Origin of the sequence: Microvirga terricola, assembly GCF_011777495.1 — a bacterium.
GTDB classification, from domain to species: domain Bacteria; phylum Pseudomonadota; class Alphaproteobacteria; order Rhizobiales; family Beijerinckiaceae; genus Microvirga; species Microvirga terricola.
Window position 1 is genome coordinate 712,411 of record NZ_JAATJS010000001.1, and the last position, 25,265, is coordinate 737,675.

Annotated in this window: 19 protein-coding genes; 10 read left to right on the top strand and 9 right to left on the bottom strand. The window is 58.8% G+C overall.

Going from position 1 to position 25,265, the window contains the following annotated elements; all coding sequences use genetic code 11:
• Nucleotides 1–8: 8 nt before the first annotated feature.
• Nucleotides 9–455 (top strand): DUF1579 domain-containing protein, encoded by a 447-nt coding sequence (locus tag HB375_RS03465; RefSeq protein WP_167671535.1) that lies wholly within the window; start codon nucleotides 9–11, stop codon nucleotides 453–455.
• Nucleotides 456–533: 78 nt separating this feature from the next.
• Here HB375_RS03465 and HB375_RS03470 read toward each other — a convergent pair whose 3' ends face one another.
• The 3 genes from HB375_RS03470 to HB375_RS03480 form a co-directional block, all read right to left on the bottom strand.
• Nucleotides 534–1,556 (bottom strand): hypothetical protein, encoded by a 1,023-nt coding sequence (locus tag HB375_RS03470; RefSeq protein ID WP_167671536.1) that lies wholly within the window; start codon nucleotides 1,554–1,556, stop codon nucleotides 534–536.
• A 23-nt stretch (nucleotides 1,557–1,579) separates the two neighbouring features.
• Nucleotides 1,580–2,965 (bottom strand): MBOAT family O-acyltransferase, encoded by a 1,386-nt coding sequence (locus HB375_RS03475; protein WP_167671537.1) that lies wholly within the window; start codon nucleotides 2,963–2,965, stop codon nucleotides 1,580–1,582.
• A 245-nt stretch (nucleotides 2,966–3,210) separates the two neighbouring features.
• Nucleotides 3,211–8,292 carry a cadherin domain-containing protein gene (locus HB375_RS03480; RefSeq protein WP_167671538.1) on the bottom strand — a complete coding sequence of 1,694 codons (5,082 nt, stop codon included), beginning with the start codon at nucleotides 8,290–8,292 and terminating at the stop codon, nucleotides 3,211–3,213.
• A gap of 106 nt (nucleotides 8,293–8,398) precedes the next feature.
• Here HB375_RS03480 and HB375_RS17935 point away from each other — a divergent pair, with 106 nt between their 5' ends.
• Entirely contained in the window at nucleotides 8,399–8,584 is a 186-nt protein-coding gene (locus tag HB375_RS17935; RefSeq protein WP_205800019.1) for a hypothetical protein, read from the top strand.
• 109 nt (nucleotides 8,585–8,693) lie between these two features.
• Here the strand turns inward: HB375_RS17935 and HB375_RS03485 are convergent, their stop codons facing one another.
• Together HB375_RS03485 and HB375_RS03490 are read right to left on the bottom strand one after the other, a co-directional pair.
• A complete protein-coding gene (locus HB375_RS03485; RefSeq protein ID WP_167671539.1) occupies nucleotides 8,694–9,488 on the bottom strand; it encodes a CpsD/CapB family tyrosine-protein kinase in 795 nt (264 codons plus the stop codon).
• 9 nt (nucleotides 9,489–9,497) lie between these two features.
• On the bottom strand, nucleotides 9,498–10,964 hold the full coding sequence (locus HB375_RS03490) for a GumC family protein (RefSeq protein ID WP_167671540.1): 1,467 nt from the start codon (nucleotides 10,962–10,964) through the stop codon (nucleotides 9,498–9,500).
• A 298-nt stretch (nucleotides 10,965–11,262) separates the two neighbouring features.
• Here HB375_RS03490 and HB375_RS03495 point away from each other — a divergent pair, with 298 nt between their 5' ends.
• From HB375_RS03495 to HB375_RS03505, 3 genes are all read left to right on the top strand, one after another.
• Nucleotides 11,263–12,600 (top strand): polysaccharide biosynthesis/export family protein, encoded by a 1,338-nt coding sequence (locus tag HB375_RS03495; RefSeq protein WP_167671541.1) that lies wholly within the window; start codon nucleotides 11,263–11,265, stop codon nucleotides 12,598–12,600.
• Nucleotides 12,601–12,828: 228 nt separating this feature from the next.
• Complete coding sequence (locus tag HB375_RS03500; RefSeq protein ID WP_246728306.1) at nucleotides 12,829–13,581, top strand: WecB/TagA/CpsF family glycosyltransferase; 753 nt, start codon at nucleotides 12,829–12,831, stop codon at nucleotides 13,579–13,581.
• Between the two features lies 1 nt (nucleotide 13,582).
• Complete coding sequence (locus HB375_RS03505; protein ID WP_167671543.1) at nucleotides 13,583–14,995, top strand: O-antigen ligase family protein; 1,413 nt, start codon at nucleotides 13,583–13,585, stop codon at nucleotides 14,993–14,995.
• On the opposite strand, the gene HB375_RS03510 is transcribed toward HB375_RS03505, so the two are convergent.
• Nucleotides 14,992–15,945 (bottom strand): right-handed parallel beta-helix repeat-containing protein, encoded by a 954-nt coding sequence (locus HB375_RS03510; protein WP_167671544.1) that lies wholly within the window; start codon nucleotides 15,943–15,945, stop codon nucleotides 14,992–14,994. The genes HB375_RS03505 and HB375_RS03510 overlap by 4 nt on opposite strands.
• A 563-nt stretch (nucleotides 15,946–16,508) precedes the next feature.
• Between HB375_RS03510 and HB375_RS03515 the strand changes: the two genes are divergently transcribed.
• Together HB375_RS03515 and HB375_RS03520 are read left to right on the top strand one after the other, a co-directional pair.
• Nucleotides 16,509–17,417 (top strand): hypothetical protein, encoded by a 909-nt coding sequence (locus HB375_RS03515; protein WP_167671545.1) that lies wholly within the window; start codon nucleotides 16,509–16,511, stop codon nucleotides 17,415–17,417.
• Nucleotides 17,395–17,877 (top strand): hypothetical protein, encoded by a 483-nt coding sequence (locus HB375_RS03520; protein WP_167671546.1) that lies wholly within the window; start codon nucleotides 17,395–17,397, stop codon nucleotides 17,875–17,877. Before HB375_RS03515 ends, HB375_RS03520 begins: the two co-directional genes overlap by 23 nt.
• Nucleotides 17,878–18,034: 157 nt before the next feature.
• Here HB375_RS03520 and HB375_RS03525 read toward each other — a convergent pair whose 3' ends face one another.
• Nucleotides 18,035–19,483, bottom strand: a complete 1,449-nt coding sequence (locus HB375_RS03525) for a calcium-binding protein (protein WP_167671547.1) — start codon at nucleotides 19,481–19,483, stop codon at nucleotides 18,035–18,037.
• Nucleotides 19,484–20,040: 557 nt separating this feature from the next.
• On the opposite strand from HB375_RS03525, the gene HB375_RS03530 reads away from it, so the two are divergent.
• The gene (locus HB375_RS03530) at nucleotides 20,041–20,391 is read left to right on the top strand and encodes a VanZ family protein (RefSeq protein ID WP_167671548.1); all 351 of its coding nucleotides are present in this window, start codon (nucleotides 20,041–20,043) and stop codon (nucleotides 20,389–20,391) included.
• A 14-nt stretch (nucleotides 20,392–20,405) separates the two neighbouring features.
• On the opposite strand, the gene HB375_RS03535 is transcribed toward HB375_RS03530, so the two are convergent.
• Both HB375_RS03535 and HB375_RS03540 read right to left on the bottom strand, forming a co-directional pair.
• Nucleotides 20,406–21,530, bottom strand: coding sequence for a glycosyltransferase (locus HB375_RS03535; protein ID WP_167671549.1), 1,125 nt, complete (start codon nucleotides 21,528–21,530; stop codon nucleotides 20,406–20,408).
• Between the two features lie 65 nt (nucleotides 21,531–21,595).
• Nucleotides 21,596–22,834 carry a glycosyltransferase family 4 protein gene (locus HB375_RS03540; protein ID WP_167671550.1) on the bottom strand — a complete coding sequence of 413 codons (1,239 nt, stop codon included), beginning with the start codon at nucleotides 22,832–22,834 and terminating at the stop codon, nucleotides 21,596–21,598.
• Nucleotides 22,835–23,031: 197 nt separating this feature from the next.
• Here HB375_RS03540 and HB375_RS03545 point away from each other — a divergent pair, with 197 nt between their 5' ends.
• Together HB375_RS03545 and HB375_RS03550 are read left to right on the top strand one after the other, a co-directional pair.
• A complete protein-coding gene (locus HB375_RS03545; protein ID WP_167671551.1) occupies nucleotides 23,032–24,300 on the top strand; it encodes a hypothetical protein in 1,269 nt (422 codons plus the stop codon).
• A complete protein-coding gene (locus HB375_RS03550; protein ID WP_167671552.1) occupies nucleotides 24,301–25,227 on the top strand; it encodes a glycosyltransferase family 2 protein in 927 nt (308 codons plus the stop codon). It abuts the gene before it with no gap.
• The last annotated feature ends 38 nt before the right edge of the window (nucleotides 25,228–25,265 follow it).

Below are 25,265 nucleotides of genomic sequence, written 5' to 3' on the forward strand. Positions count from 1 at the left end.
AGGAGATGATGAAGGCCAAGCCGACGAAAGAACACCAGTGGCTACAGAGGCTCGCGGGCGATTGGACCGCGACGTCGGATGACATGCCCACCTGGTCGGAGAGCGTGCGCTCTCTCGACGGCCTCTGGTTCGTCGCCGAAGGCCAGGGCGAAATGCCCGGCGGCGGCGCGGCGACCACCATCATGACGCTCGGCTTCGATCCGAAGAGGAGCCGCTATATCGGCTCCTGGGTCGGTTCGATGATGAGCCACATGTGGATCTACGAGGGTATTGTCGACGGCAATGTGCTGACGCTCGACACGGAAGGTCCCGATTTCTGGTCTGAAGGACGGCGCGCAAAGTATCAGGACATCATCACCTTCGAAAGCGACGACCGGCGCGTGCTGACCTCGCGCATGCTCAACGAGGACAGTACGTGGCGACACGTCATGAAGGCGAGCTATCAGCGCAAATAAGAAAGTAACGGCGCGGCCGATTCATTATTGCCGCATGATCCGGGCGAACAACCGGTATCCACTTGCTCTGATCATGCTCTAAGGCCGCGCCAATCCGATCCGTTGCAGAACCCAGCGCCCGACGATGGGTTTGAAATGCAGGTTGTCGTACCAATAGCGTGATGATCCCTGCGCCGGATCGAAATCATCGAATTGTGGCGTGTGAGAGAGATCGTGCAGCGGCACGTCCATTGTGCGCGCGGTCGCTGTCATGGCTTCGCGCCAACGCTCCCAATCCTCCGAACGTCCCTTTTGCGCAAAGATGCGGCGCTGCGCCTTGCTCAAAGGCGTGAGATAGAGAATGACGCGGCGGTCACGCAGCGTTGTCAGCGCACCCGTGAGGTGAAGGACGAGCGTCGGATCGAAACCTCGCAGGTTGACCGCCTGAATGCGGTTTTCCTCAAGGGTCGCGGATGCGCTGCGGTCGGGCGTATGGCGAAAGCCGTTCGGCTTCCATCCGCCCGGTTCATAGGTCTGCGCAAGATAGCCTGAGCGAGCGCTGCTGACGCTCGTCCAGCTCAGGACCGAGGACGTCACGAGCGCCATGCGTCCCGTCCATGTGTCGAGGTTAGGCGCGACGCGAACATGCACGGGAAAATTCGTGAAGGCGAAATAATCGAGGCCAATCACCACTGTGCGTGGTGAGGGCTTTGCCGCAATCAGCCGGGCGAGCGTCGGTAGCTCGTAGGACATCAGCGCCGAGAGGCCGAAATTGAATGCCCTGCCGCTCTCCGGCGAGAGATCGTCGGGATCGATGCCGCGATAGACCACGGAACTTCCGACGAGCACGGTGTCTGGCGTCGTCCGCGTCACGAATTGCAGCGGCTTCGCCCGCCGGTCCTCCGTATCGAGCAGACGGTTCGCGCCTTGCGTCGCTTTCAGCCACGGCGGGTCGGCCCGGAAAGCCCAGTAGGGATCGATCAGAAGCGACCAGCCCGTGGCGGAGAAAAGGATGAGGGCCGTCAGGCCAGCGAATAAAAGCGGGAACACGGCCCAGACCGCGCGGCTCTGGTCGCCCGCTGGTTCGTCATCCCTCAATCCCTGCGGGAAAGTGCCCACCATCAGGATCCCTGCTGCAGCGCCCGTCAGAACTGGAAATAGATGAATTCGTAGCTGCCGTCATCGCCCAGCTTGAGCATGACCAATGCAAAAAGCACCGCAAAGAGGATGGCGGAGGTGTTCACGAGCCAGCGCCGGGCCGGCAGTTTGAACACGAAATCCCAGGTTGTCGGGCCGATGGTGGCAATGGCCGCAGCGATGAGAATGGTCCGCCACTTGAAGCCGCTGCCGATTCCGCTGAGACCAAGGAGGCCACGATAGATTTTCAGCGCCCCCTCGAAGGTCGGTGCGCGAAACAGCACCCAGGCGAAGGCGACGAAGAGAAAGGTCAACGCCCAGCCCGCGATAGCAGGCATCAGCCCGCCCGCACGCCGCCACAGCACGCCGAGCCCGAGGCCAAGGCCGAACAGCGCTCCCCAGGCGACGAAGGTGAGATTGGCCCCGTGCCACAGGCCGCCGAGCGCCATGGTCGCGAAGAGCGCGCCGAGTTGCACCGCAAGCCCGTGCCGGTTTCCGCCCATGGGGATGTAGAGATAATCACGCAGGAAGCGCGAGAGCGTCATGTGCCAGCGCCGCCAGAAGTCCTGCAGCGAGGTGGCGCGATAAGGCACATCGAAATTCTGCGGCAGTACGATGCCGAACAACAGCGCGATACCGAGCGCCATGTCCGTGTAGCCGGAGAAGTCGAAATAGATCTGGAAGGTGAAAGCCAGCGTCCCCTGCCAGGCATCCGCCATCGTCACCGATGCGCCGTTTGTTGCCGCCTGAAACACCGGATTGGCAAGCTGCGCCAGCTGATCGCCCAAAAACACTTTTTTGGCGAGGCCGATGACCAAAAGCATCAGGCCGCGGGCGAAGCGCTCTTCCGCGTCGGGGCGCTGATAGGGCCGCCCCTCGAACTGGTGCATGATCTCGCTCCAGCGCACCAGGGGTCCTGCGAGAACCTGCGGGAAGAAGGCGATGTAGAGCCCGTAGCGGACGAGATCGTAGCGGGGTGCTTTGCCCTTCTTCAGATCCGTCAAATACATGATGTGATGGAAGGTGAAGAAGGAAATGCCGAGCGGGAGGGCGAGATCCCAATGAGACGCCTGCATGCCGGGGATCAGGTTCGCCATGTCGGCGAAGAAATTGAAATACTTGAAGATCGCGAGAACGAGCAGATTCGTGATAACCGCAAGCGGGATCAGGATGTCCCGCCCTGTGCGGATGAAGGCTTGTGCCACCAGCCAGTTGACCACCACAGAGGTCGCGAGCAGTGGCGCGAAGCGCCAATCCCAATAGCTGTAGAACCCCAGTGATAGGAACAGCAGCAGCGGCAGCCGCCAGTCTGGACGGAACCGCTCCACGAGCCAGTGGAGCAGCAGCGCGGCGGGCAGAAAGAGCAGCAGGAACGCGAAGGAATTAAAGAGCATCGTGAGCAGCCGGGCGAGCGAACAAACACGCTCAGGCCGCGCTTTTGCGGGACGCCGAACGTCGCGTCAACGCATAAGAAGGCTCGAAAGCGGCGACTTTCAGCCGCTTTGCCGCCAGGTCCCATTTTGGCGCCGCACTGTTCGCGCGCAGGCGCGGAGAACCGGTCGCCCGATTATTCCCTTGAATCAAAAAAGCCCCTTCCGGCGGAAGGGGCTTTTTTGCCGTGCTGGACCGGAGACCCGGCTTAGACGATGAAGAAGTCCTTATAGGTCATCTTCAATTTCTTACTGAGCTTGGCTATCGCGATCGCCTGCTTGTCGCCCGAGCCGTCGGGATCGTAGTACAACACACCAGTCTTTCTGTTGTAGACGATGTAATCGTTTGCGTCCTTGGCCTTGTCGAGGCTGAAGAAATTCTTGTTCAGCTGCTTCGGCTTGAGCTCGTTCGCACCCTTGCCCAGCTTCTTCATGTCCTTGTTGTTGAACACCTTGTCGTCGAGCCAGATCCCGTCATCGGCGACGTTGAAGTCAACGATCGTGTCGAAGTTCTTCTTAGGATTCGTCTTGGCCGTGCCGAGCTTCGAGTCGAACACGAAGATGTCCTGACCCTGGCCGCCGATGAGCTTGTCGTTGCCGCTGCCACCGTAGAACCTGTCGGGACCATTGGTCCCCACGAGCACGTCCTTGCGCGCCGTGCCTCTCCAGATATCGAGCTTGTCGACGATATTGATCGTGATGTTCCCGGTTGTGCTGAGGCCCTCAGCATCCGTTGCAGTGACCGCGAACGTGTGGGTGCTTTGGGCTTCGAAGTCGAGCACAAGCCCGCTCTTGACCCGGATTTGGCCAGTGAGGGCATCGATCTCGAAGGTGTTGTCGGTCATCGAGTAACGTAAGCCAGCCGCGCCGCCATCGTCGTAGCTGACGGCCTGGGCCACGATGGTGCCGCCCCAGGTGTGTTCGTCAGCGAGGGCCACCGTGCCGCCTGTCGTCAGAGCAATGCTCGACGGAGCCTGGTTGGCCGCAGGCGCGACTTTGACGGTGTAAGACTTCGTGGAGGAGAGTATCATGTTCGTGGCGTCATAGGTCACCACGTTGAGCGTATGCTCTCCCACGTCTTCGGCCGAGACGGCCCGGTTCGTGACAATCTGCCCGGTGTTGACGTCGATGGAGAAGATCCCGTCCGTCGTCGCTCCGTTGGCAAACCGGTAGAGGGCCTTTTGGAACTCTGCGGGAGCATCCGGATCGATCGCTGTCGCCAGCACCACATTCGCTCCTGCGGACGTCATTCCCGCCTTTACGACCTGTAGGCTGGTGAAGGCGATATCCGTTGCAGCCTCGTTCACGTCAACGAGGTTGATGACGATATTCTCGGTGGTTTGCTGACCGGCACCATTCCGGTCCTTCACTGTCACCGCCATCGTATAGGTCTTGGTTTTCTCGTAATCGAGCACGGCCCCATGCTTGACCTTGATCTCACCTGTGAGCTCATCGATCACGAAATTGGCGTTCTCCGCGATGTAGTAGCGAAGCTCGCTCGCGGAAGCATTGTCATTGGCCATGACGCGGGCAACGATTTGCCCCGCTGCCAGGTTCTCGTTGATCGATGCGACCGCTTCGCCCGTCGTCAGGCGAAGATCGGTCGGCGCCGTATCCGCCGCCGAAGACGCGTCGTCGTTCAGGATCACGCCAGTGGCGCTGCCGTTGGCGATGACAGCGTCCGTGGGATCGGAGAGCGTGACGATGAAGCCCTCGTTCTGCTCGAACTGCGTGTCGACCTTGATCTTCACCTTGATGATCTTCGAGGTCTCGCCATTGGCGAAAACCACCGTGCCGGACACCTTCCCGGTTAGCGGGTTGATCTCGAAGTCATCGTCCGAAGTGGGGTTCGGGCCATAGCCCGACGCTGTCCAATTGACGGAAGACGGGCCAAAGCCGCTGCTGCGCGTGACGACGAAGGTGAATTCGGTGAACGCAGAGTCATTGCCTTCGAGCTTCACCGCGTCCTCGGCCACGATCGACAGCGCGGGCAGCGTGTCGTCGTTGATGACCGTGCCCGTCGCCGTGCCGTTGGCAATCGTCGCGCCGCTTGCATCGGACAAGGCGACCGTGAAGACTTCGTTGTCCTCGATCAGCGTATCGGCCTTGATCTTGATGGTGATGGTTGTGGTAGTGACACCGGGATTGAAGGTGACGGTTCCTTCCCGGGCCAGGATCTCGTCGTCGGAGAGGCCTGTAACCGTCCAACGGGCCGTGGGGCCGCCCTCCGTGTTGCTGCGGGTCACGGTGAAGGTGTAATCCACCCAGCTCCCGTCGCTGCCCTCGAGCTTTACCGCATCGGTGGCTGTGATGGAGAGAGTCGGACGCGCCTGCAGATCGACGATTTCGTCACTGAAGCGAGCATATTTCACGCTCTTGATGAGGTCGGTACCATCCCGGCCGGCTTGCTTGTCGGCAATGGTAACGGTGCCGTCGAGGTTTTTGGTGATGGTGTAATCCGCCTTCACGCCAGTGAAGACAACGGTGTTCAAGCCGCCGCCGCCGTCGATGGTGTCATTGCCGCCACGCCCTTCCAGCACGTTGTCGCCGGCATTGCCGATGATAACGTTGCCTTCTGCGTTACCGGTCAGGGCGATGGTCGCGCTGCCCGTGGCAGCCTCGAGCGTTTCCACGAAGACGCCAGCCCCGAGCGTATAGCTGGTATGGGCGATGATCTTGTCATCGGCACCTCCATCGGCAGCCTCCACGACCACGTCGCCACCATGGCGGACATGATACGTATCGTTGCCGAGCCCACCCTCGAGCCTGTCAGCCGCATCGTTGGCCGCTCCGCCGCCATCGAGAACGTCGTCGTCATCGCCGCCCTTGATGGTGTTGGCGAGATTGTTGCCGGTCAGCGTGAAGTTGGTGACGCCACTGCTCTTGTCGGCCTGAATGACTTCAATCGAGACATCCTTGCGGAGCGTAAAGCTGCTGGTGGCGACAAGGGCGGTATCCGTGCCCTCCGCGTTCAACTCGACCAGAACGTCGCCCTCGTGACGGATGACATAGGTGTCGTCACCCTTGCCGCCGGCGAGCGTATCGACGAGCGTATCGTTACCACCGTCCAGGCGGTTGTGGCCGTCGTTGCCAGTGATCCGGTTGGCGCCGCTGTTGCCGATGAGGGCGACGTTCCCGGCCTCATTGAAGGCCCGCATGTCGTCCATGTTCGCGTAAGCACCGAGATTGTAGGTGCTGTCCCTCGCGAAGTCCTTGGTGATGACGAGAGTATCGACACCCTGGTCGAAGGCCTCGACAACGACGTCGCCCTGGTCGTCGACATAATAGGTGTCGTCGCCGGCGCCGCCTTCCATGTAATCGGCTCCGGCGCCGCCATTGAGCTCATTCGCAGCGCCGTTGCCATAGAGGCTGTTGGCGAATTCATTGCCAGTCAGGTTGATGACGGCAGTGCCGCCCGCGGCTCGCAGCTCCTCGATCTCGAGACCGGCTTCAAGGGCATAGCTAACGGAGGTGTGAACCACATCCCGTCCGCCGCCCACGGCCTCGACGACCTTATCGCCCGCGTTGTCCACGTAGTAGGTGTCGTTACCCTTGCCGCCGATCATGGTATCGGCTCCGATACCGCCATCGAGGGTATCGTCATTGTCGGTATCCGTGGCGCTGTCGCCACCGATCAGGACATCGGCCCCACCGCCGCCGACCAGGCTATCGCTTCCGCTCCAGCCGTCGAGAACGTTATCGCCATCATCGCCGCTGAGCGTATCGCCGAAGGCCGAACCGGTCAGGTTTTCGACAGAAATATAAGTATCGTCGGTTGCATCACCCGTATTGAGGCCGGGCGTGCGCAAGTTTGCGGTGACGGAAGCCGCCGCATCGACGTAGGAAGCCGTATCTCGACCACTGCCTCCGTTGAGCACGTCGGCCCCACTGCCGCCGACGAGAATATCGTCGCCATCTTCGCCCCGAAGATTGTCGATTCCGGCTTGGCCAAACATGACGTCGGCATACTTCGTGCCGATGTAGTTGTTGTCGAGCCCATTGCCGCCCAGCGTCACGCCCTTGTTGCGGGGCTCCAGAATGATGCCGTAGACGCCAGCCATATCCTCAGGCCGCCATCCATTCTCGGCCCAGGTCAACACAAGGCGACCATCCTCAAGTGCGGCGAGAGAAATCGCGTTCGCAGCAACGTTTGCTTTCCCTGGAAGGGGCTTGGTTTCGTCAACCGATTCAACGATTGGCATGGGGAGGAAATAGTCCTCATCCGCGCGAAGGCCCTTGCTGTTGAAAATGGCGACACGGATCCCCGTCTGAGGCCCGAAATCCGCATACGCTGCAGCGAACCCGCCATCCGACAGTGCTACGATCGAGGAGAATTTCTGGTTTCCTTCGGTCGACGTGTTGACCACAAAGTCGCCACCAGCTTTCGTTCCGTCCGCATTGAAGAGCTGCCCCTTGACGCTGAAGCCGGAACCGTCGCCGCTCTCCGGATCGTCATAATTCCACGTAGCGAGGAAACGGCCATCGGCCAGGGCAACCACCTTCGGGAGGCTTTTTTGGCCCAGGGATTTTGCGACTGCAAACTCGGCGATGGGATTGTTTGACGCATCGACGGCGGGGGTGCCATCCGGCTTGAGGATGCGCCCGCGGATCGTCGGTGGAAGCCCGGAAGTACCGCCGCTCACGTCGTAGTAGAGAACGACATAGTTGCCATTGCTGAGACCTGCGACTGTGGGAGTCATTTGAGGAAGAAATGTCGTCGTGTTGACATTGACTTCCGTCGGGCTCGCCTTCTCCGGCACGGCCGTGCCGACGGGAGCCTTGAAAGCCTGGGATCTGATATCGGGGTCGGAGCCGGCCCAAGTTGTCCAGCTGACCACGAAACCACCATCGGCCAAAGCGGCGATGACCGGGTCCTGCTGAATGCCGGCGGTCGCCGTATTGACGGCGAAATCGCTGCCGCTGGGCGTGCCATCCACGTTCAGAACCTGAGCGCGAATGTCTCCGCCGGCTTCCGAGAAGCCGCTCTTGTCCACCCACGTCACGACAACGCGACCATCAGCCAGAACCGCCACCTTCGGATCCATCTGATTTCCCGCCCGGCCGTTGATGACGAGCTCCCCCCCCTTCTTCGTGCCGTCCGCATTGAAGATCTGGCCGTAAATATCGGTTTCAGAGGATGTGGCGCCGGGCGACGTCAGGCGGGTATGCTCCCAAACCACCAGAAACGTCCCGTCCTTGAGAGCAACCACCCTTCCCTTGCTCTGGCTCAGATCTGTCGTGGTGTTGATCAGGAAGGGATCTTTGCTTCCCCATTCGGTGACGATGGTCATTGGTTGCCCCCAAGGTTCTGCGGTGTTGTCCGCATTTAATGCTATAACATAGCCAATGACCTTAAACGCTTCTTTACGGGCGGCAAGGGCTGAGACCCCGTTCAGCATGACGTTTGGATATTCGCGTGCCCAAGCGCTGAACCTTAAAGTCAATGTTTTGAAATATCATGACGGTGAGAAGCTTGCAGAAAAAGGAATGCTGTTTGCAAAAAGGCAAAGCCGCTATCGACTGAAAATATTCTTAACGCTAGGCTCAGATGATCCCCACAGAGCGGCGGTCGTTGCGGGCTAGGACCGGTTCACATGGCCCGCCAATAAAACGAGGGGAGTTCGGCTGAACTCCCCTGATGCATTTCCTCGCTCCCCTGAACGGCAGCGAGCGACGCTGCACGATCGGTCGGTCAGTAACCGTGCTCCTCCAGACGATACTGGCATTTATTGAGAACCACTCCGAGGAAATTGGATTCTTTCGAGAGGCTTCGCTCGCAGATATCGATTTCGCCGAGGGTACTTGCCTCGGCGGCAGCGATCAGAACGACGCAATCGACGTTGGGGAGAAACGCCAGGACATCGTCGTTGGCCAGCATTGGAGGCAGATCGAAGAGCAAGATATCGGGCTTCAGGCGATCTCTCAAATTGGTAAGAATGGGCGGCGTATCGGGGCTTTGGAGCAGCTCGGCGGCATAGCAAACAGGCTGGCCATTGGCGCCGACAGCGAGATTGTTCTCATACCGAACGAAGGTTTCCTCAACGGAGCTTGTTCCTTTCAGAAACCGCTCCATCGAGTATCCTTTCTCGATACCCAAAGTCTGACCGACCTGCGGTCGGCGGAGATCGAGGTCGACAAGGACGGTGCGGAAATCCTTCAGACTGGCGAAGCTGAAGGCGAGATTGAGAGCGACGTGAGTCTTGCCGCAGCCTTGCGTCGGTGAGGTGATGGCGACTGAAGTCCAGTTATTCTGGCGCAGGGTCTTGAGGACTTTCGTTCGCAGAATGTCGAACGCGACGCTTGCATTGTCGGATCGGTCAAAGGTCACGATCCGCCGCTGCGCAATGCGCTTCTTGTCAAGATTAAGCGGCGCCAGCTTCGCCCACACGTCATCCCCCGTTGCCCGTGGCGACGCCGACGCCTCTGGGAAGGCAAAGAGGGACTTCTCGCGTTCCGACTTTTCGGCGGCTGCTTGGGTCCGTTCCATGGGATACGCCTAAATTCTCAATGTCCGGCGAAGCGTTGCTGGAAGAAGCATCAGGCTTCGCGAATGGGCCTCACCTCTGGTCCGAATGTAGGGGATCGTAGCCAAGGGCTGGATCTCCAGCATTTCGACGAGCTCGATCGGCCGGCGAATGGTCTTGTTCAACAATTCCAGCAACACGATGAAGCCAAGGCCGAGAGCAACGCCTGCGACCAAGCCTCCAAAAGCAATCCCAAGACGATTGGGGCCAATGGCGCGCTGCGGAGGTGTCGCCAGTTCCAATACAGATAGCCTCTCTCCTTTCGACCGGAGTTCGATCTGCTGGCCTGCGGAGGCATCCGCCAACCGCGCATTCGCCATGTTGTATTGGGTTTGAATGGTCTGGCGCTGCCGCTCCAGGGCGTTCAACGCCATTTCATTGCTTGGGGTTGCAGAGATCGACTGATTGAGCTCTGCAAGGTCCTGTTTAAGCGCGGTCTTCTCTTGAGCGATGAGTGTGAGCCGGCGATCCATTTCCGCGAGTTGCATGTCCATTTCAAGAGGACGCCTCCGGCCGCCGGTACTGTCGGTGCCGCTTGCCGCTTCGGTCTGGATCTGCCTTTCGAGCGCCGATATCTGGGATTGAAGCGCAACGATGCTAGGGCTCGTCTCGGAAAAGACAGCCCTCTGTTCGGTTAGGATGCGGCGAAACTGCTCCAATGTCTGTTCGGCAGGAGACATCGAGGCGTTCGATATGCGGCCAGTGCTCGCGAAAATCTGGACGAGCCTGGAGCGCCCTTCGCGAAGAGAAGCCTCCTCTCGCTCAAGCTGCAAAAGACGGTCCTGGAAATTTATCTGCTGTGTGCGACGGAAGCCCAGATTTTCCGGCAGGGCATCCCTATTATCGTTTTTGAACGCGAGGATCTTGGCCTCAATCTCATTGAGCTTGACGCTGAGCTTTTCTGTCTCTTGCTGAAGAAATGAGAGTGTGTCGCTGGCTTGGTCTGTGCGAAAACGAACATTCCTTTGCAAAATCAGCTTGACGAATTCGTTGACGACATCAGCGGAGACGATTGGGTTCTTTGCTTTAAAGGACACAGAGAATGCGGTGGCGCCGTCCGATCCTCGTGGCGTATCAAACCGAATGGGCTCAATCGTGGCCCTTGAGCGCATATCGTCCACGATATCGTTCGCGGAAAAATTCGGCCGGTCACTATAGAGGTGGAGTTTGTCTGCAAGTGCGAGCAGGTTCTCACGTGTCATCATTTGCAACTCAATGACCTGAAGCTGCTTGACGATCTCGGCAGGGACCGTGGAGCGGACGAGATCTGTTGAGATCTGTGGGGATTCCACGAGGATTCTTGCATCGGCCCGATAGACCGGCGGCAGAACATAGGCGAGCGCCAATCCAGCCGCTGAAACGAGAATGACGATTGCAATGAAATAGGGAAAGCGTCTGAGGAAAATCGAGAGATAGAATCGAAGGTCGATATTGCTCATTGCAAGCTCACTTAATTCAAAGCTATCCGCGGACGAGATCGTATCTTTCTGGAAGTTCAACTGCGATCAATTACTGGTCCGCCTGTCATGAGCGAATATTGGCCCGGGATGAGTGAAGTGGCAGTCACGGCTCATTCCACATTCGGCTATGCTTCCTGTCCTTATAGGCGCAATCTCGATATGGTTATAGAGCGCAAGCTTATACTCAAAAGATCCATAAGGACTAACTCGAAGAGATGATGTTGTCCCTCTGACGATAGGGGTCCATGTTGTCAACGCAGGCGCGGTCTGTGACCCGATGGATCTGTTTGATGTTGGCGGGATGGTCGTAACGATGCGGAGTTCAAGTTTCGCTACGCAAAAGCTCGCGCGTCGTACGATAACGGCAGTTGTCGGCATCGCCTTTGCAATGGCATGTCCTCAGCCAGGCTATGCGGATAGCTACCCTCTCGCGCCGCAGACGAAGTTGCGCGTGACCGTGGTGCAATGGATTCCGGCAAAGGGCGAGTATCAAAAATGGGAGCCTGTCGGCGGCGAGTACGTCGTCTCGGCGGCTGGGACGATTTCCCTGCCGCTGATCGGGTCCATGGATGTGACAAGCATCGATAGCTCGGACCTGGCGACCGAGATCGCCGAGCGCCTGAAGGCCAAGACCGGCTTGATCAATACTCCCGATGCGACGGTGGAGATCCTGGAATATCCTCAGATTTATATGGTCGGAAGCGTGACGACTCCGGGAGCGTACCAGTTCAAGCCCGGGATGACCGTGCTTCAGGCGCTGGCACTCAGTGGTGGTCGATATCGGTCCAACACCGAGGGAGGGTCCAAGGGCGAGATCGGGATGCTCGGCGAGTTGCAGGAAGCCCGCAACGATATCCTGCGCACGCTGGGGCGGATCGCGCGGCTGCAGGCCGAAGCGGCAGACGCCAAGGAGATCCATTTCCCTTCTGAACTGACCGCGATTCAAGACGACAAAACGGCTGCCGAGATTATGGCGCAGGAGCAAATCATTTTTGCTGCGCGCACAAAAGGGCTGGAACGCCAACTCGACAATCTGTCCGAATTAAGGGGGTTGTTTTCCGCTGAAATAGACATTCTCGGAACAAAGACAGAGACACTCGACAAAGGAATCAAGCTTGTCGAGGACGAGCTTGCCGGCGTTAAGTCCCTTGTTGATCGCGGCATCGCGACGGTTTCCCGTCGATCGGAGTTGGAACGGGCCGTTGCGGGCCTGCAGTCGAACCGGCTCGATGAAGTCACGGCCGCAATGCGGGCCCGTCAGAACCTCAGCGAAGCGACGCGCAACTCCTTAAGTCTGCGCGACAAACATCAAACGGATATCGCTGCCGACATGCAGGATGCACAAGCCAATCTGGATCGGCTGAAGATCAAGGAAGACGTCCTTAAGAAAGTTCTGATCGTCAACGGGTCCTCGATGACAAATGACCGCCAGAACGAAGACACGGCAGAGCCGAGCTTGTCATTTGCGATCGTGAGACAGACGCAGGGCAAGATCGACGAGGTGGCTGGATCGGAATCGACGCTGCTTTTGCCGGGAGATGTGGTGAAAGTCACCATCAACCAACGATCGCGGCCGCGGGTCGGCGTTGTGTCGAGTGCGGCTCCGTCACAATAGCCAGATCGGTATCCGAACGCCGTCCGTTGTTGTGCTTGATAGGGGTAAGTCGCCATTGCGAATAGGCGCGGTGTTGGATTGGAGCATGATCGGACGCCGATCTTAGCGAAAGGCTTGTGGCCTATGGACGATCTGAAGCAGGCGTTGTCCGACGTCGTCCCCCAAGAGCGTCCCGATGGGCAAGACAATCGGCGGCTTCTCTTCGGTCTGTATCTCGATCCGCTCAGGATGGATGAGGTGCTGGAGCGTTGCCGTCAGGCGCTTACAAAGCGCAGTCCGCTTCTTCTCGGGGTTCTCAACGCCGCAAAGGTGGTTAAGCTGCGGAAGGATCCGGTGCTTCGCGCTTCTCTCCTCGAATGCGATCTTCTCCTTGCCGACGGCCAGTCAGTAGTGTGGGCGAGCACGCTTCTCCGCCGCCGACTTCCGGAGCGTGTGACAGGAATCGACCTCTTTGAGAAATTGCTCGGGCTTGCTCACCGTGAAGGACTTTCCGTCTATTTGCTTGGCGCGCGCGCGGACGTGCTCGAACTGCTTGAGATGCGACTGCAAGAGCGGTTTCCAGGATTGAAAATCGTCGGCCGCAACGACGGCTATTTCCCCGATAGCGAGGCGGCACGAGTCGCGGCAGATATCCGCAACTCAGGAGCGGATATGCTTTTTATCGGGATGGCCTCCCCCAAGAAGGAGATTTTTCTCGGCTCGTTCAAGGATGCTCTCGACGTTCCCATCCTACACGGGGTCGGCGGATCGTTTGATGTTCTGGCCGGCATCACGCGGCGCGCACCGGTCCGCTGGCAACGAATGGGTATGGAATGGGCATTCCGCCTCCTGCAGGAGCCGCGCCGAATGTGGCGGCGATACTTGACGACAAATGCCGAGTTCCTGCTCTTGACAGCCCGCGAGTTCTTCGCGCCGTCGCCACCGTTCCGGTCGACCAAAAACACACGCCTTGTTGAGCCGGCGACCGGGGACAAGCCATAATATGCAACTCCGCGTCAAACGAAGAGGCGCTCATTCTGCGTTACACACGAGTCCACCGGACGAAACGGTAGCGCGGCGCAGGCGTCAACTCGGAAAAGGCGACAGTTCCACGGATCCTGAAGAGCCCATTTCCGAACTGGGCCGGCGGAAGAAACTGCCCTGGGCGGCTTCGCTTTTTCTCGCCACTCTTGTTGTGCCATGGATCATTCAGATCGGCCCGGCACGCCTTTCCCTCTACAGGTTCGTTCTGCTTGCGACGCTGGCGCCTTCGTTGGTCATGTGGGTGATGGGAAAGGCGGGGAAAGTCAGGATCGCCGATACTGCGCTGATTTTATTTTCTCTCTGGTGCGCTCTCGGCCTCTTCGTTCTTCACCCGTGGGGCCTCGCTGTTCAGCCGGGCGCAATCATCGTTCTCGAGACGGTTGGGCCATATTTTCTCGCCCGCTGCTACATTCGCGATGAGGATGATTTTTATAATATGACCCTTCTACTCTCTAGGGCTATCGCGATATTCCTTCCGTTCGCACTCTTCGAAACGATTACCGGCCGCAATATCACGCTGGAGCTATTCGGCCTGATATTCCCGACGCCGCCGGATACCGTCTATGAGCCGCGATGGGGCTACAGGAGAGTGCAGGCCTTTCTCGAACATCCGATTTTGTACGGAGTTTTCACGGGCAGCATCCTTGCGATGACGCATTTGGTGCTGGGTTACGGCAAGCCATTCTTGCAACGCCTGAAGAGATCGGGAGTTATTGCGGCGACTGCGTTCTTGTCCTTGTCCGCAGGGCCTTTGACCGCTGTTGCAACCCAGATCATGTTGATGACCTGGAACCGGACTCTGCAGAAAAACACAGGCAGATGGAAAATTCTCTGGGGTCTGCTGTTTATGGCCTACCTGTTCATAGCACTGATCTCGAATCAATCAGTTCCTGAATTCTACATTACCCATTTCAGTTTCGATGAGCTGTCTGCATATTATCGCGTTCTAATATGGAGGTTTGGATCTGAATCCGTCCTCAACCATCCACTCTTTGGCGTGGGGCTGGGTCAATGGGATCGTCCAGACTGGATGCCGCCGAGCATCGACATGTTCTGGCTCATCCATGCTGTTTACTTCGGCATTCCAGCAGCATTTCTCATGCTGCTCGCATTCGGATCGCTTTTTTGGTCAGTGAGTTTCAAAAAGGGATTGAGCGACAAACGCTGTGAATATCGGGCCGCATATCTTTTTGTCATGGCCGGGTTTTTTATTGTCGGATGGACCGTTCATTTCTGGAATGCCACGTATGCCCTGTTCATTTTCTTGATGGGGAGTGGGGTGTGGCTTCTTGAGGGAAAGGATGACCCGCCGCGCGGAGCAAAGCGCCCGCCCGCGATGATCGACCCAGGAGGAAAACGGTTTAAACCCTAAGGCCCATCTCCGTCGGTGCTTTCGACGTTTCCGGAGATGGTTGGGCTGCTGTCGCGGACGTAGTAGTAGCCCCAGCCACCCTTGACGATGTGGTTGTTGGTGAAGGACACGTTCGTCATCGCCGAGCCGGTGAAGTTTCCGTCGGAGTAGAGGGGAAAGCCACCGCCGGCGAGGTAGTTGCTGTCGATCTTGATGTTCGAAACGGCGCCGAAGTAGTTGTCGACCATCACAGCCGAAACACCCGGCTGGTTGTTGATGACGGTGTTGTGGGTGACGGTGACGTTGGATACGCCGCCATCGATCTGGACGCCATCATAGTGCGGCGCGCCGGAAGCGTTGAGATCGTGGATGTAATTGCCGTCGATCACGGTGTTGTTGCCCTGCACGTTGATGCCGTTCTCGACATTGTAGATGTTGTTGCGCAGGAAGGTTCCCTGTCCGGCGATGCCGTGCGAACCGTCGTTGTTGCTGCCCGTGCCGTTGATTTCACAATCCTGTACGACAACGCCCGTCAGACCCGACTTGATGTTGACCGGCGCATAGCCCGACGAGGTGATCTTGCAGTTCTTCAGTATCACGTTCGCCGCTTGAATATTGACCGGGCCCTTGATGTCCAGACCCTCGATCACCGTCCCGGCCTTCGTGACCGTGATACCCCCCGACGGCGTCAGAATAACGCCAGCAGGAACACCCGTGTTCGAAGCATCCGGAAAGCCGGAAGGAATCACGCGCCTTTGAGACGACGCGCTCGTGATGAGCTCGAAATTCTGGCCGGAAGGCAAAATGTCTCTTTTATTCGCGAAAAGCTCGACCATCGCAGCATCGGCGGGCGAGGCGAAAGCGAACAATGCAACAGCAAGACCGGCTGCGCCAATGAGCGAAGCGCTTGGCCGTGAGCCGTAGTACCTCGGCAATAACCGTAGCCGGAAAATACAGAAAGTCCCGGTCATTTCGGGTATCCTTGCCGCGGTTTGGAATGATGTCGGGCGCTTAGCTAGTGTGCGATTAAGTCTCGAAAAGTACGCTTCCACATCTGACTGACCGGTTGCTGCTTTTGCGATACGCCAAACGATTGATTGGTCGCAGTGGCGCTCCCTTCACCCTCCAAAGATTCCACGAGTACCCATTTTGGGCGCTTTGCGAAGATGACCAACCCGCGGAGTATGGTTGCTCAATCGAGGGTTCTGCTCTGGAGGAGGTTTCTATGGTTTCCTGGAAAAAGATCCTTCCCGCAGCGGCCGCACTCTGCGTCTTGACGCTTGCCACTGCCGCCACCGCCGGGCCGTCAGACCGCGGGAATCGTTCAGGCTGGGGCTGGGGCTGGGGGCATGGTGACAACGGGCACGGTGGCTGGGGACGCGGTGGCTGGCACGGAGGCGGCTGGGGACGTGGCGGGTCGAAAGGGACTCCCGGTCCAATCGCCGGAGCCGGCTTGCCCTTCCTTCTGATCGCTGGCGGATATGCTTTGATCCGGCGGTACCGCAAACCGAATCTCGTAGAATGACGTGATTGCATGTCGTTCAATCGACCAGCGTATCCCATGCTTGCGGATACAGGAATTTCCCCTTCGCCCCTTGGGGCGGAGGGAAAGTCTGGTGAGCGCCAAGCAAAAGGGACCGGCGTTTCACGAAACGAGCTGTTTGCCGGTCTCGTCGTACTCGGCTTTTGCAATGGCATCAGCGAACGCGTGATTGTCTCTGTGACGGAGAATGGAATTGGCGCGTCGCTCTTGAGCACTTTCGATACCAGCGTCATTGTCTGGAGCGCTTTGGCGATTGCGATTTCATTTATCCTGCGCGAGCCTGCGCGGCCCATGACGCGCCTTGACATCGCCGCTGCTGCTTGTGCCCTAGTCGCTTTCCTCGTGCCCGTGGCTCCGCTGAGCTGGCTCGTTATGTCCGGACTCGCGATCTACATCCTTCGAACGTCGCAGGGTTCGACCTTCCTTCATCGAGGGGCCTGGATCGTGCTGGCATTGACCATTCCGATGTTCTGGGGGCGTCTTCTGTTCGCGACGTTTAGCGATACCATCCTGCAAGGTGATGCGGCCTTGGTCGGATGGGTCGTCGGAACTCCCCGGATTGGTAACGCAATCGAGTTTGCAAACGGGGAGGGGGTTCTCTGGATCGCACCGGCCTGTTCGTCTCTGGCCAATATCTCTCTGGCCATTCTGTGTTGGGTAACGCTTTCCAAGGTCTTTGATCGTCCGACCTCCATCCGAGACATTGGCTGGGTGGTAGCTGCGTGTGCCGCGGTCGTGGTCATCAATGTTGCGCGCATCAGCTTGATAGGTCTTTATCCTGAACACTTCGAGCTGCTCCACGGTCCGGTTGGCTCGACGGTGGCGAGTTGGATCATTCTCGTGGCGACCGTCGGCATTTGTCTGATGGGAATGAGACGTGCATCCCCGGTTCGCCTTTAGCGGGCTTTTTGGCCTTGCATTGATCGCGAGTCTCGCGCTCAAGCTGCCGGGAAATGTTGATATCGCGGTCGCCGAGCCGAATGTGGTCCCGCGGGACGTTGCGAGCTTGCTCGAGCAACGAGGCTTTCAGGTGAGACAGAACACCTCCGACTACGATCTGTTGTGGGTGGAGGGAAATATCGGCGAGGAGTGCCGCGTGCTGATCGCCCCCATCGCTCCGCAGGGTTGGCATCAGGCTCTGGTCACCGGAATGGCCGAAGGCAACCAGCTTTTCTATTTCTTTGAAGGGCAAATGTATTCGGAGCAGCCGATCCTCCGGACGCGGGCTCACTACTATTGGCGAAAGCTGAATCGCTATCTCGGCCTCAGCGCGCCGGACCGGCCTGTTCTCGCCGCCATCGCCACACCGAATTGCGAGAGCTTGCCGCTGAACGATCTTGCAATGCTGACCGATCGATAAGTGTCAGAGTGGAACAAGAGGGCAACGGCCCCGGCGAGTGCCGGGACCGCTTTTGGTGCGTCGGTTAGATGACGAAGAAGTGGTCTCCGTCAGCTTCAGTACTTGTCGACGGCAGGGCCCTGCCTGGATACCAAGCCGGGCCCCGTAGGAGCTGGACTTAAAGGTAGAAGTCCGATGCCGTAAGTCCGTGGTGAACGCCCTGCAGATCAACCACGAACTGGAAGCCACCCACCTTTCCGTAGACGTGGGTCACGTTTGAGGTGCTGTCTTCAACCGCCCAAAGGTGACCGTTCTGGCCGCCATTCTGGTAGCCGTCAAAGACGAAGGCTTGATCACCAGACTTCGACGTGTTCGCATCGATCAGCGAAAAGTCGAGTTTGTCGGTGCCGTGCACGAAGTCCATCACCTTGTCGCCATTGGCGCTAAACTGGCTACTGAACTCGAAGACGTCCTTGCCGGCTCCGCCATAAAGGACATCCTTGCCACCCCAGCCGTTGAGCCTGTCATTGCCATCGCCGCCCTTCAGGATGTTGGCAGCGTCATTGCCGATGATCGTGTTGTTCAGGGCGTTGCCAGTGCCGTTGATCGCATTGGAGCCCATCAACTGAAGATTTTCGACATTGTCGGCCAACGTGTGACTGATCGTGCTTTCGACCTTGTCGGTGCCTTGCCCCGCCAGTTCGACGACCTTGTCCCCGGTGTGATTGACCGTGTAGGTGTCATTGCCGGTGCCGCCCACCATCACATCGGCGCCGCTCGTGCCCTTGATCACGTCATTGCCGCTGGTGCCTGTAACCGGCGGAGGCGTCGGCGTCGGATCGGGTGTCGGATCGGGTGTCGGCGTCGGAGTGGGACCCTGGTCGGGGAAATGTCCGTCGGTGCTTTCGACGTTTCCGGAGATGGTCGGGCTGCTGCTTTTGACGTAGTAGTAACCCCAGCCGCCCTTGGTGATGTAGTTGTTGGTGAAGGACACGTTCGTCATCGCCGAGCCGGTGAACGTTCCGTCGGAGTAGAGGGGAAAGCCGCCGCCGGCGAGATAGTTGCCGTCGATCTTGATGTTCGAGACCGCCCCGAAGTAGTTGTCGACCATCACAGCCGAGACGCCCGGCTGGTTGTTGATGACGGTGTTATGGGTGACGGTGACGTTGGACACGCCGCCGTCGATCTGGACGCCGTCATAGTGCGGCGCGCCGGAAGCGTTGAGATCGTGGATGTAATTGCCATCGATCACGGTGTTGTTGCCCTGCACGTTAATGCCGTTCTCGACATTGTAGATGTTGTTGCGCAGGAAGGTTCCTTGTCCGGCGATGCCGTGCGAGCCGTCGTTGTTGCTGCCCGTGCCGTTGATTTCGCAGTCCTGCACGACAACGCCGGTCAGACCCGACTTGATGTTGACCGGTGCATAGCCCGACGAGGTGATCTTGCAGTTCTTCAGCGTCACGTTCGCCGCTTGAATATTAACCTGACCCTTGATGTCCAGGCCCTCGATCACCGTCCCGGCCTTCGTGACCGTGATACCCCCTGACGGCGTCAGAATAACTCCAGCAGGAACACCCGTGTTCGAAGCATTCGGAAAGCCGGAAACGGTAGGCGTAGAAGTGGCCATATTAATTCGCCCCTTATTGTAGGTTATTAAAGATGTTTGAATTTATGTTGGATCAACAAACGCGCTTACCAACCCATGCGCAACTTCAGGTCAATACGTATTGTTGATCCAGCCGACCAATGAACGCACCAAACAACTGTCCTTGGCGCGCCGAAAGCAAATACACCGCACGGCAAAGCTCATTCTTGTGATTCATGGACAGCTTTTTGCTATTTCAGCCCAACATGGCCTTTAGAGATCGGTTTCTGCGTTGAAGGGTTAGCAAAAATGGCCACATCATGGCAGTTGTCCGGCATCTTAATTGCGCATTTACGTGTATCTCATGGCGGAGTGTCCGGAATTACTATGCGCAGAGAACCTTAGGCGAATCTAAAACTAGCGTTACGTGCTCTCCGGGTTATCGTTTGCCTGCCGAAACGCCAGGACAGGGGCGGGCCGCTTTGACTGGCTCTCCGGCCTTTCCGATCTGCAATCAAACAGCATATTGATGACGGTCCACGTGGGGTGCTCTCCATGGCAAGAGTGTCAGGCACGCCGCTAACGCGCAGATGCTCGGTATGACGATCAGGGTTTTTATTCGGTGGGTGGGATGGCTGCTTGTTTTAGCTGTTACGGCGTTTAGCCTTTTGCCGATCCAATTCCGTCCGACGACGGAAGCGCCCGCAAATTTGGAACGGATCGCGGCCTTTGCCGCGATCGGCGGAGCGTTCTGTCTCGGCTACCCCGGACAACGCGTCCGCATTGTTTTATTGACGCTTGCGGTGGTCGGGCTACTCGAGGGCACGCAGAACCTTGTCTCGGGACGTCACGGCCGCCTTTCGGATGCAACCATGAAAGCGGTCGGCGCTCTCTTGGGGGCGGCGGGCGTGGCTCTGATCGAGCGGAGAATAAGTCGGAGAAGCAGGTAGTTTCCGCGGGCTCGCTAGACGCCAATCTTCCGACGTCGCCAGCGGCGCACCAGTTCTGAAAATCGCAATGCGGCAGCTGAGGGAGCCCACAGGGGGTGCAGCGGTAGCGATGTCATGCCGAGCCGCTTCCGGCGGGCGAGCGCCCGGCCCGCTCTGGTATTCTGCGCATCGGCATCAATTTCATAGGCAAACCGCTCGTACTCATCGATCGGAAAATCGTGAAAGCCGCGAGCATAGGCGTAGTTCGCATGGTCCAATGCATGTCGCGCCACGGTCCGGCGTGCTGTCCGAATGAGACTTTCCTTCTCAGGGAGATCGCGGCCAGCTCCGGAGAATACGGCCTCGAACGATTGCCACCGCTGTTTCAAGTCGATGAGTTTTCCTTGCGCGGTGCCCGACTTGAACATCTCCTTATTCATGTTGACGGCATGGTCGCGATAGTAAGCCTGATCGACGCCGACAAGGAATCCGATATCGGAGACAGCGGCCGTGCGAAGCCACATTTCAAAGTCGCCGGCATGGGGAAGGTCAGGCCGATAGCCGCCGATTGCGCGGAGAATCGAGGTGCGCATGACGACTTCGGGCGAAGAGATCACATTGAAGCCGGAGCGGCACCTCGTTCGGAGCCAGTCAGCGCCTGGCCAGACGATCCATTCCGTTCCGGTGGTTCTCGGAGATGGGAGCTCGGATGAAAATCTGATCGCATGACCATAGACCATCCCGACCGAGCTTTTCGCAAGCAGGAGCGCAGCCGCTCTCGTCAGAGCACCTGGCGTTAAAAGATCGTCAGCCGAAAGCAACGCAACAAACTCGCCCGTTGCGGCTTCTAGTCCGTCATTATATGTCGCGATGGCTCTTTTGTTGGTGTGATGCTGGATGATCTTGATGCGAGCATCCTTGGAGGCAAGGGCCTGTGCGATGTCCAGGCTATCGTCGGTCGACTTGTCGTCAACAATGATGATCTCCACGTCGACGCCAGGTTGGTGCTCGGTCACGCTCGCGACGCATTGGCGCAGATATCGGCCATAGTTGTAAACGGGGATGACGACGGTCACGGATGCCGAACGCCCCAGCGGTCGGGCTGGCTCGAGGTGTCCTCCGATGCCCAGCAGAGACAACCGACTGAGGAGATCCGGCATGCTGCTCACCCTTCCTGGCACTCTCGTGCCTTCTGTCTTTGAAGCGTCGAGGTGAAACCCTGCATTCACGATCTCTCGCTTGATCTCAGAACGCGCCGAAATGCAGCATCGACGCTTTCTCCAGCGGCGTCCCAGGTCGAAGACGTCACGCTGGATGCCGCGGCTTGAGATTGTTGCTCAAAATTGGAATCCTTGACGATCGCCTCCAGTTCCATCGCGAGGGCGTGTGGTGTCGGCGGAGCGTAACGGACGAATTGATTGTTCAAGACGATCCGATTGTGAATCGCATCGTTTACGACAGGGATGCACCCGGCCGCGATCATCTCGTGAGGCACGAGGGAAACATTCGTTAGCGACAGGCTCAGGCCGGCAAAGCAACGGTTGTAGATCGTGTTGAGCTGATCGGGCGATACAAGCCCGTGGTCAATGTACGCGAATGGAAGAGCGCTGGCTTTTTCGCCGTAGAGATGGAGTTCGATGTCCGGATTCCGCTGGGCAAAAATTTGAAGAGCCATGATGCCTAGCTCGAAACCGCGGCGTGCGGCGCCGCTTCGCGCATAGTACGCCACGCCCTTTCGCCTGGTCCCCGCCGCACGATGATAGCGGGATGTATCGCAGCCAAACTCGAAATGATCAGCGGTCATCCCGAATTCCGCGCGGAGCTTCTCCGCGAGCCATCGGCCGGCGGTGATGCCATGAAAGCCCATTTTATAGGTATTCTCCGCCAGGATGCTGGCGGCACTCACCGGATAAAAGTGAGGTTCGAAGTCTTGAACGAAGTAGAAGCGTTTGCCCGAACAGGGCGCGTTGAAAACCGGGTAGGCAGTCGGCCAGCTTGTCGCCACCACGGCGTGCGCGTCTGCCATGGTGTCGTCCACGTTGGCGATCGGGCCCGCGAATCCGTAATAGTGCCTGGCGATGTCCGCGTAATATTGATGATCCCCAAGCTGCGGATCATAAAAGTAGACACGATTGATGTACCCGATGCGTTGCAGATATCCGATGATGCGAAAGATCGTCGTGTGTCCGCCTGATCCTGGGCTGCCGGGCGGCATCACCCAATTGACGGCAATCGGCTCATCGGGCTGTGCCATTCGGCTTGGCGCTTGAATGGGACGCGTCAGATCTGCGGCAAGGACGTCTGCAGGCCGAACCGGCCACTTTTCGGTTGTGGGTTTGATATACGAGGCCAGGGCTGTTCTGACGCGGTCGCTGATGCCGCGTTGCCCTTCGGACCGCCAGATCTGCCGGACTTGCCGAAGGCGACGGGCAATTTCCGGGGTTGCCTGACTGACTCTTTTCACGTCGCTCCGCCCCTCAGGCTACGGTTCTTCGAAAGCATGACAGTCTTGCTGAGAGATCCATCGCAACTGTGGTTGGTTCTTATCATTTCCGCCCGTTTTTGTGTTGTGATCGATCGGGGTACGCCGCAATTGCGAATGGGCGCGGAGTTGGATTGGGGCATGATCGAGGGCCGAATCTAGCGAAAGGCTTGTGGCCCATGGACGATCCGAAGCTGGCGCTGTCCGACCCGGATCGGGGGCCGGGCCCGACGATGGGATCTGCGTCTGGCGGTGTCGGCCGGCTGCAAGCGCTGGCCGCGCGCTCACCCGCGGTGCGGGCCCGGGTCGACGAGCTGATTGCCCTGGCGCGGCGCGGCCTGCCGGGGATGGCGATCGAGGACGGCTTTGCCCAGACTGTCCGCGCGGCAGATGGCCCCGTGGGATCGATGGTGCGGCCGGAGGGCGAGAACCTTCGCTATGCCGCTATCGTGGCGCTCGGGGCGGCGCAGGTCGACGAGGAGCAGCAGCGGCAGATCCTTAGCGGCAGTACCGCCGCCACGCTGGTGCGGCGGGTCGTGCAGCAGGCCGGGTCGAGCTCCGATCTCGGGGCCGTGGCGCTTGCGGTGTGGGTCGCCGCTGAGGGAGCGGGTTTTCTGGCGGCGGATCTTCTGGAGCGGCTGCGGGCCGCACTGACCTCGGACCGGCCACTCTCGACCGTGGAATGCGCCTGGGCCCTGACCGCGGCGCTGGCGGTGCGTCATCTGACCGAGACCGACGCGCTGAGCCGGCGGGCGGCCGCGCGTCTGCAGGCGGCGCAGGGCGCCGGCGGGCTGTTCCCCCACATGTTGCCGGCTCGCGCCAGCGGCCGGTTCCGGGCGCATGTGGGCTGCTTTGCCGATCAGGTCTATCCGATCCAGGCGCTGGCGCGGTTCTCGGCCGCTTTAGGAGATGCGGCGGCTCTCGCGGCGGCGAATGCCTGCGCTGCGCGCATCTGCGCCTGCCAGGGACCGGCGGGGCAATGGTGGTGGCACTACGACATCCGGGATGGCCGCGTCGTCGAGGGCTATCCGGTTTACAGCGTGCACCAGCACGCGATGGCACCGATGGCGCTATTGGATCTCTGGGAGGCGGGCGGGGCGGACCATTGGCCGTCGATTGTCAAGGGATTGGCCTGGCTCAAGGCGCCGCCCGAGGTAGGCGTCAGTCTCGTCTGCGACCGTCGAAACGTGATCTGGCGCAAGGTCGGCCGCCGGGAATCGCGCAAGGCGGTCCGTTCGATCAGCGCTGTGACCACTGCCCTGAAAGCCGGCTTTCACGTGCCGGGTCTCGATCTCCTCTTCCCGCCAACACGCATCGACTACGAGTGCAGACCCTACGAGCTCGGATGGCTCATCTACGCATGGAAAAATAACAGGAGACTCCTGCAATCGGAAGAATCTGGTCGCGCCGCTCGCGAGAACCCTCAGTGGCCGGAACGGAACCTCTGAATGCAGAAAATTTCAATCGTCATTGTTAACTACAAGACCGCTGACTTGACAATAGAATGCGTGAACTCGGTCATCGCGACGTCTTCCGATCAATTTGAGATCGAGCTCATCATTTTCGACAACGACTCTCGCGACGGATCGTATGAGCGGCTCTCGTCGCTCTTTCCATCCGTCAGGATTGTCGCTCTCAAGAAGAATATCGGTTTCGCGGCCGCAAACAATCGCGGCGCGGAGATGGCGACGGGAGACTACGTGCTTTTCCTGAACCCGGACACGGTCGTGTTGCCAGGGGCGCTTGAGGCTCTTTGGGCGTTCGCGCAACGCCGGCCTGAGGCGGGTGCTTGGGGTGGGCGCACCTTGTTCGGCGATGGGGCGCTGAACCCGACATCCGTCAGCTCATTCGTGACATTGCGGAGTACACTTTATCGCGCGCTCGGCCTCGCATTCCTTTTCGAAAAAAGCCCGATCTTCAATCCTGAGGTTTACCCCGGCTGGCAGCGAGACACCGAACGGGATGTGGACATCCTCTTTTTCTGCTTTGTACTGGTCCGGCTGGAGATTTGGCGAAAGCTCGGCGGCTTCGACGAGCGCTTCTTTATGTTCTGTGAAGATGATGACATTTGCTGGCGAATGCGCGAGCTCGGCCTGAGCCGACTGTTCACACCTGATGCGTGCATCGTGCATCACGGCGGAGCGTCGACGCCCGATCGAGCCGATCGGATCGCCATGGTTCTGGCCGCACGCCTTCTCTGGATAAAACTTCATTGGCGCCCCCTGCCCGCGATGGCCGCGCGACTGACTATCCAGGCAGGCATATTTGGCCGGATGCTGTTCGACCGGATTACCAAATGGCGAAGACATAAGACCGGAACGTGGGAAACGGTCTGGGCCAATCGAAATGCCTGGGCTCGCGCTCCGAAACTGTAGACATCGAAGCTGGAATTCAAGAAGGATATCGGAAGGGG

Coding starts and splice junctions, on each gene's coding strand:
- HB375_RS03535 (WP_167671549.1), bottom strand. CDS start 21,530: ATGCCGGATCTCCTCAGTCGGTTGTCTCTGCTGGGCATCGGAGGACAC.
- HB375_RS03470 (WP_167671536.1), bottom strand. CDS start 1,556: ATGGTGGGCACTTTCCCGCAGGGATTGAGGGATGACGAACCAGCGGGC.
- HB375_RS03465 (WP_167671535.1), top strand. CDS start 9: ATGAAGGCCAAGCCGACGAAAGAACACCAGTGGCTACAGAGGCTCGCG.
- HB375_RS03550 (WP_167671552.1), top strand. CDS start 24,301: ATGCAGAAAATTTCAATCGTCATTGTTAACTACAAGACCGCTGACTTG.
- HB375_RS17935 (WP_205800019.1), top strand. CDS start 8,399: ATGACGTTTGGATATTCGCGTGCCCAAGCGCTGAACCTTAAAGTCAAT.
- HB375_RS03505 (WP_167671543.1), top strand. CDS start 13,583: ATGCAACTCCGCGTCAAACGAAGAGGCGCTCATTCTGCGTTACACACG.
- HB375_RS03475 (WP_167671537.1), bottom strand. CDS start 2,965: ATGCTCTTTAATTCCTTCGCGTTCCTGCTGCTCTTTCTGCCCGCCGCG.
- HB375_RS03525 (WP_167671547.1), bottom strand. CDS start 19,483: ATGGCCACTTCTACGCCTACCGTTTCCGGCTTTCCGAATGCTTCGAAC.
- HB375_RS03490 (WP_167671540.1), bottom strand. CDS start 10,964: ATGAGCAATATCGACCTTCGATTCTATCTCTCGATTTTCCTCAGACGC.
- HB375_RS03510 (WP_167671544.1), bottom strand. CDS start 15,945: ATGACCGGGACTTTCTGTATTTTCCGGCTACGGTTATTGCCGAGGTAC.
- HB375_RS03495 (WP_167671541.1), top strand. CDS start 11,263: ATGGATCTGTTTGATGTTGGCGGGATGGTCGTAACGATGCGGAGTTCA.
- HB375_RS03530 (WP_167671548.1), top strand. CDS start 20,041: ATGACGATCAGGGTTTTTATTCGGTGGGTGGGATGGCTGCTTGTTTTA.
- HB375_RS03480 (WP_167671538.1), bottom strand. CDS start 8,292: ATGACCATCGTCACCGAATGGGGAAGCAAAGATCCCTTCCTGATCAAC.
- HB375_RS03500 (WP_246728306.1), top strand. CDS start 12,829: ATGGATGAGGTGCTGGAGCGTTGCCGTCAGGCGCTTACAAAGCGCAGT.
- HB375_RS03545 (WP_167671551.1), top strand. CDS start 23,032: ATGGACGATCCGAAGCTGGCGCTGTCCGACCCGGATCGGGGGCCGGGC.
- HB375_RS03515 (WP_167671545.1), top strand. CDS start 16,509: ATGTCGTTCAATCGACCAGCGTATCCCATGCTTGCGGATACAGGAATT.
- HB375_RS03485 (WP_167671539.1), bottom strand. CDS start 9,488: ATGGAACGGACCCAAGCAGCCGCCGAAAAGTCGGAACGCGAGAAGTCC.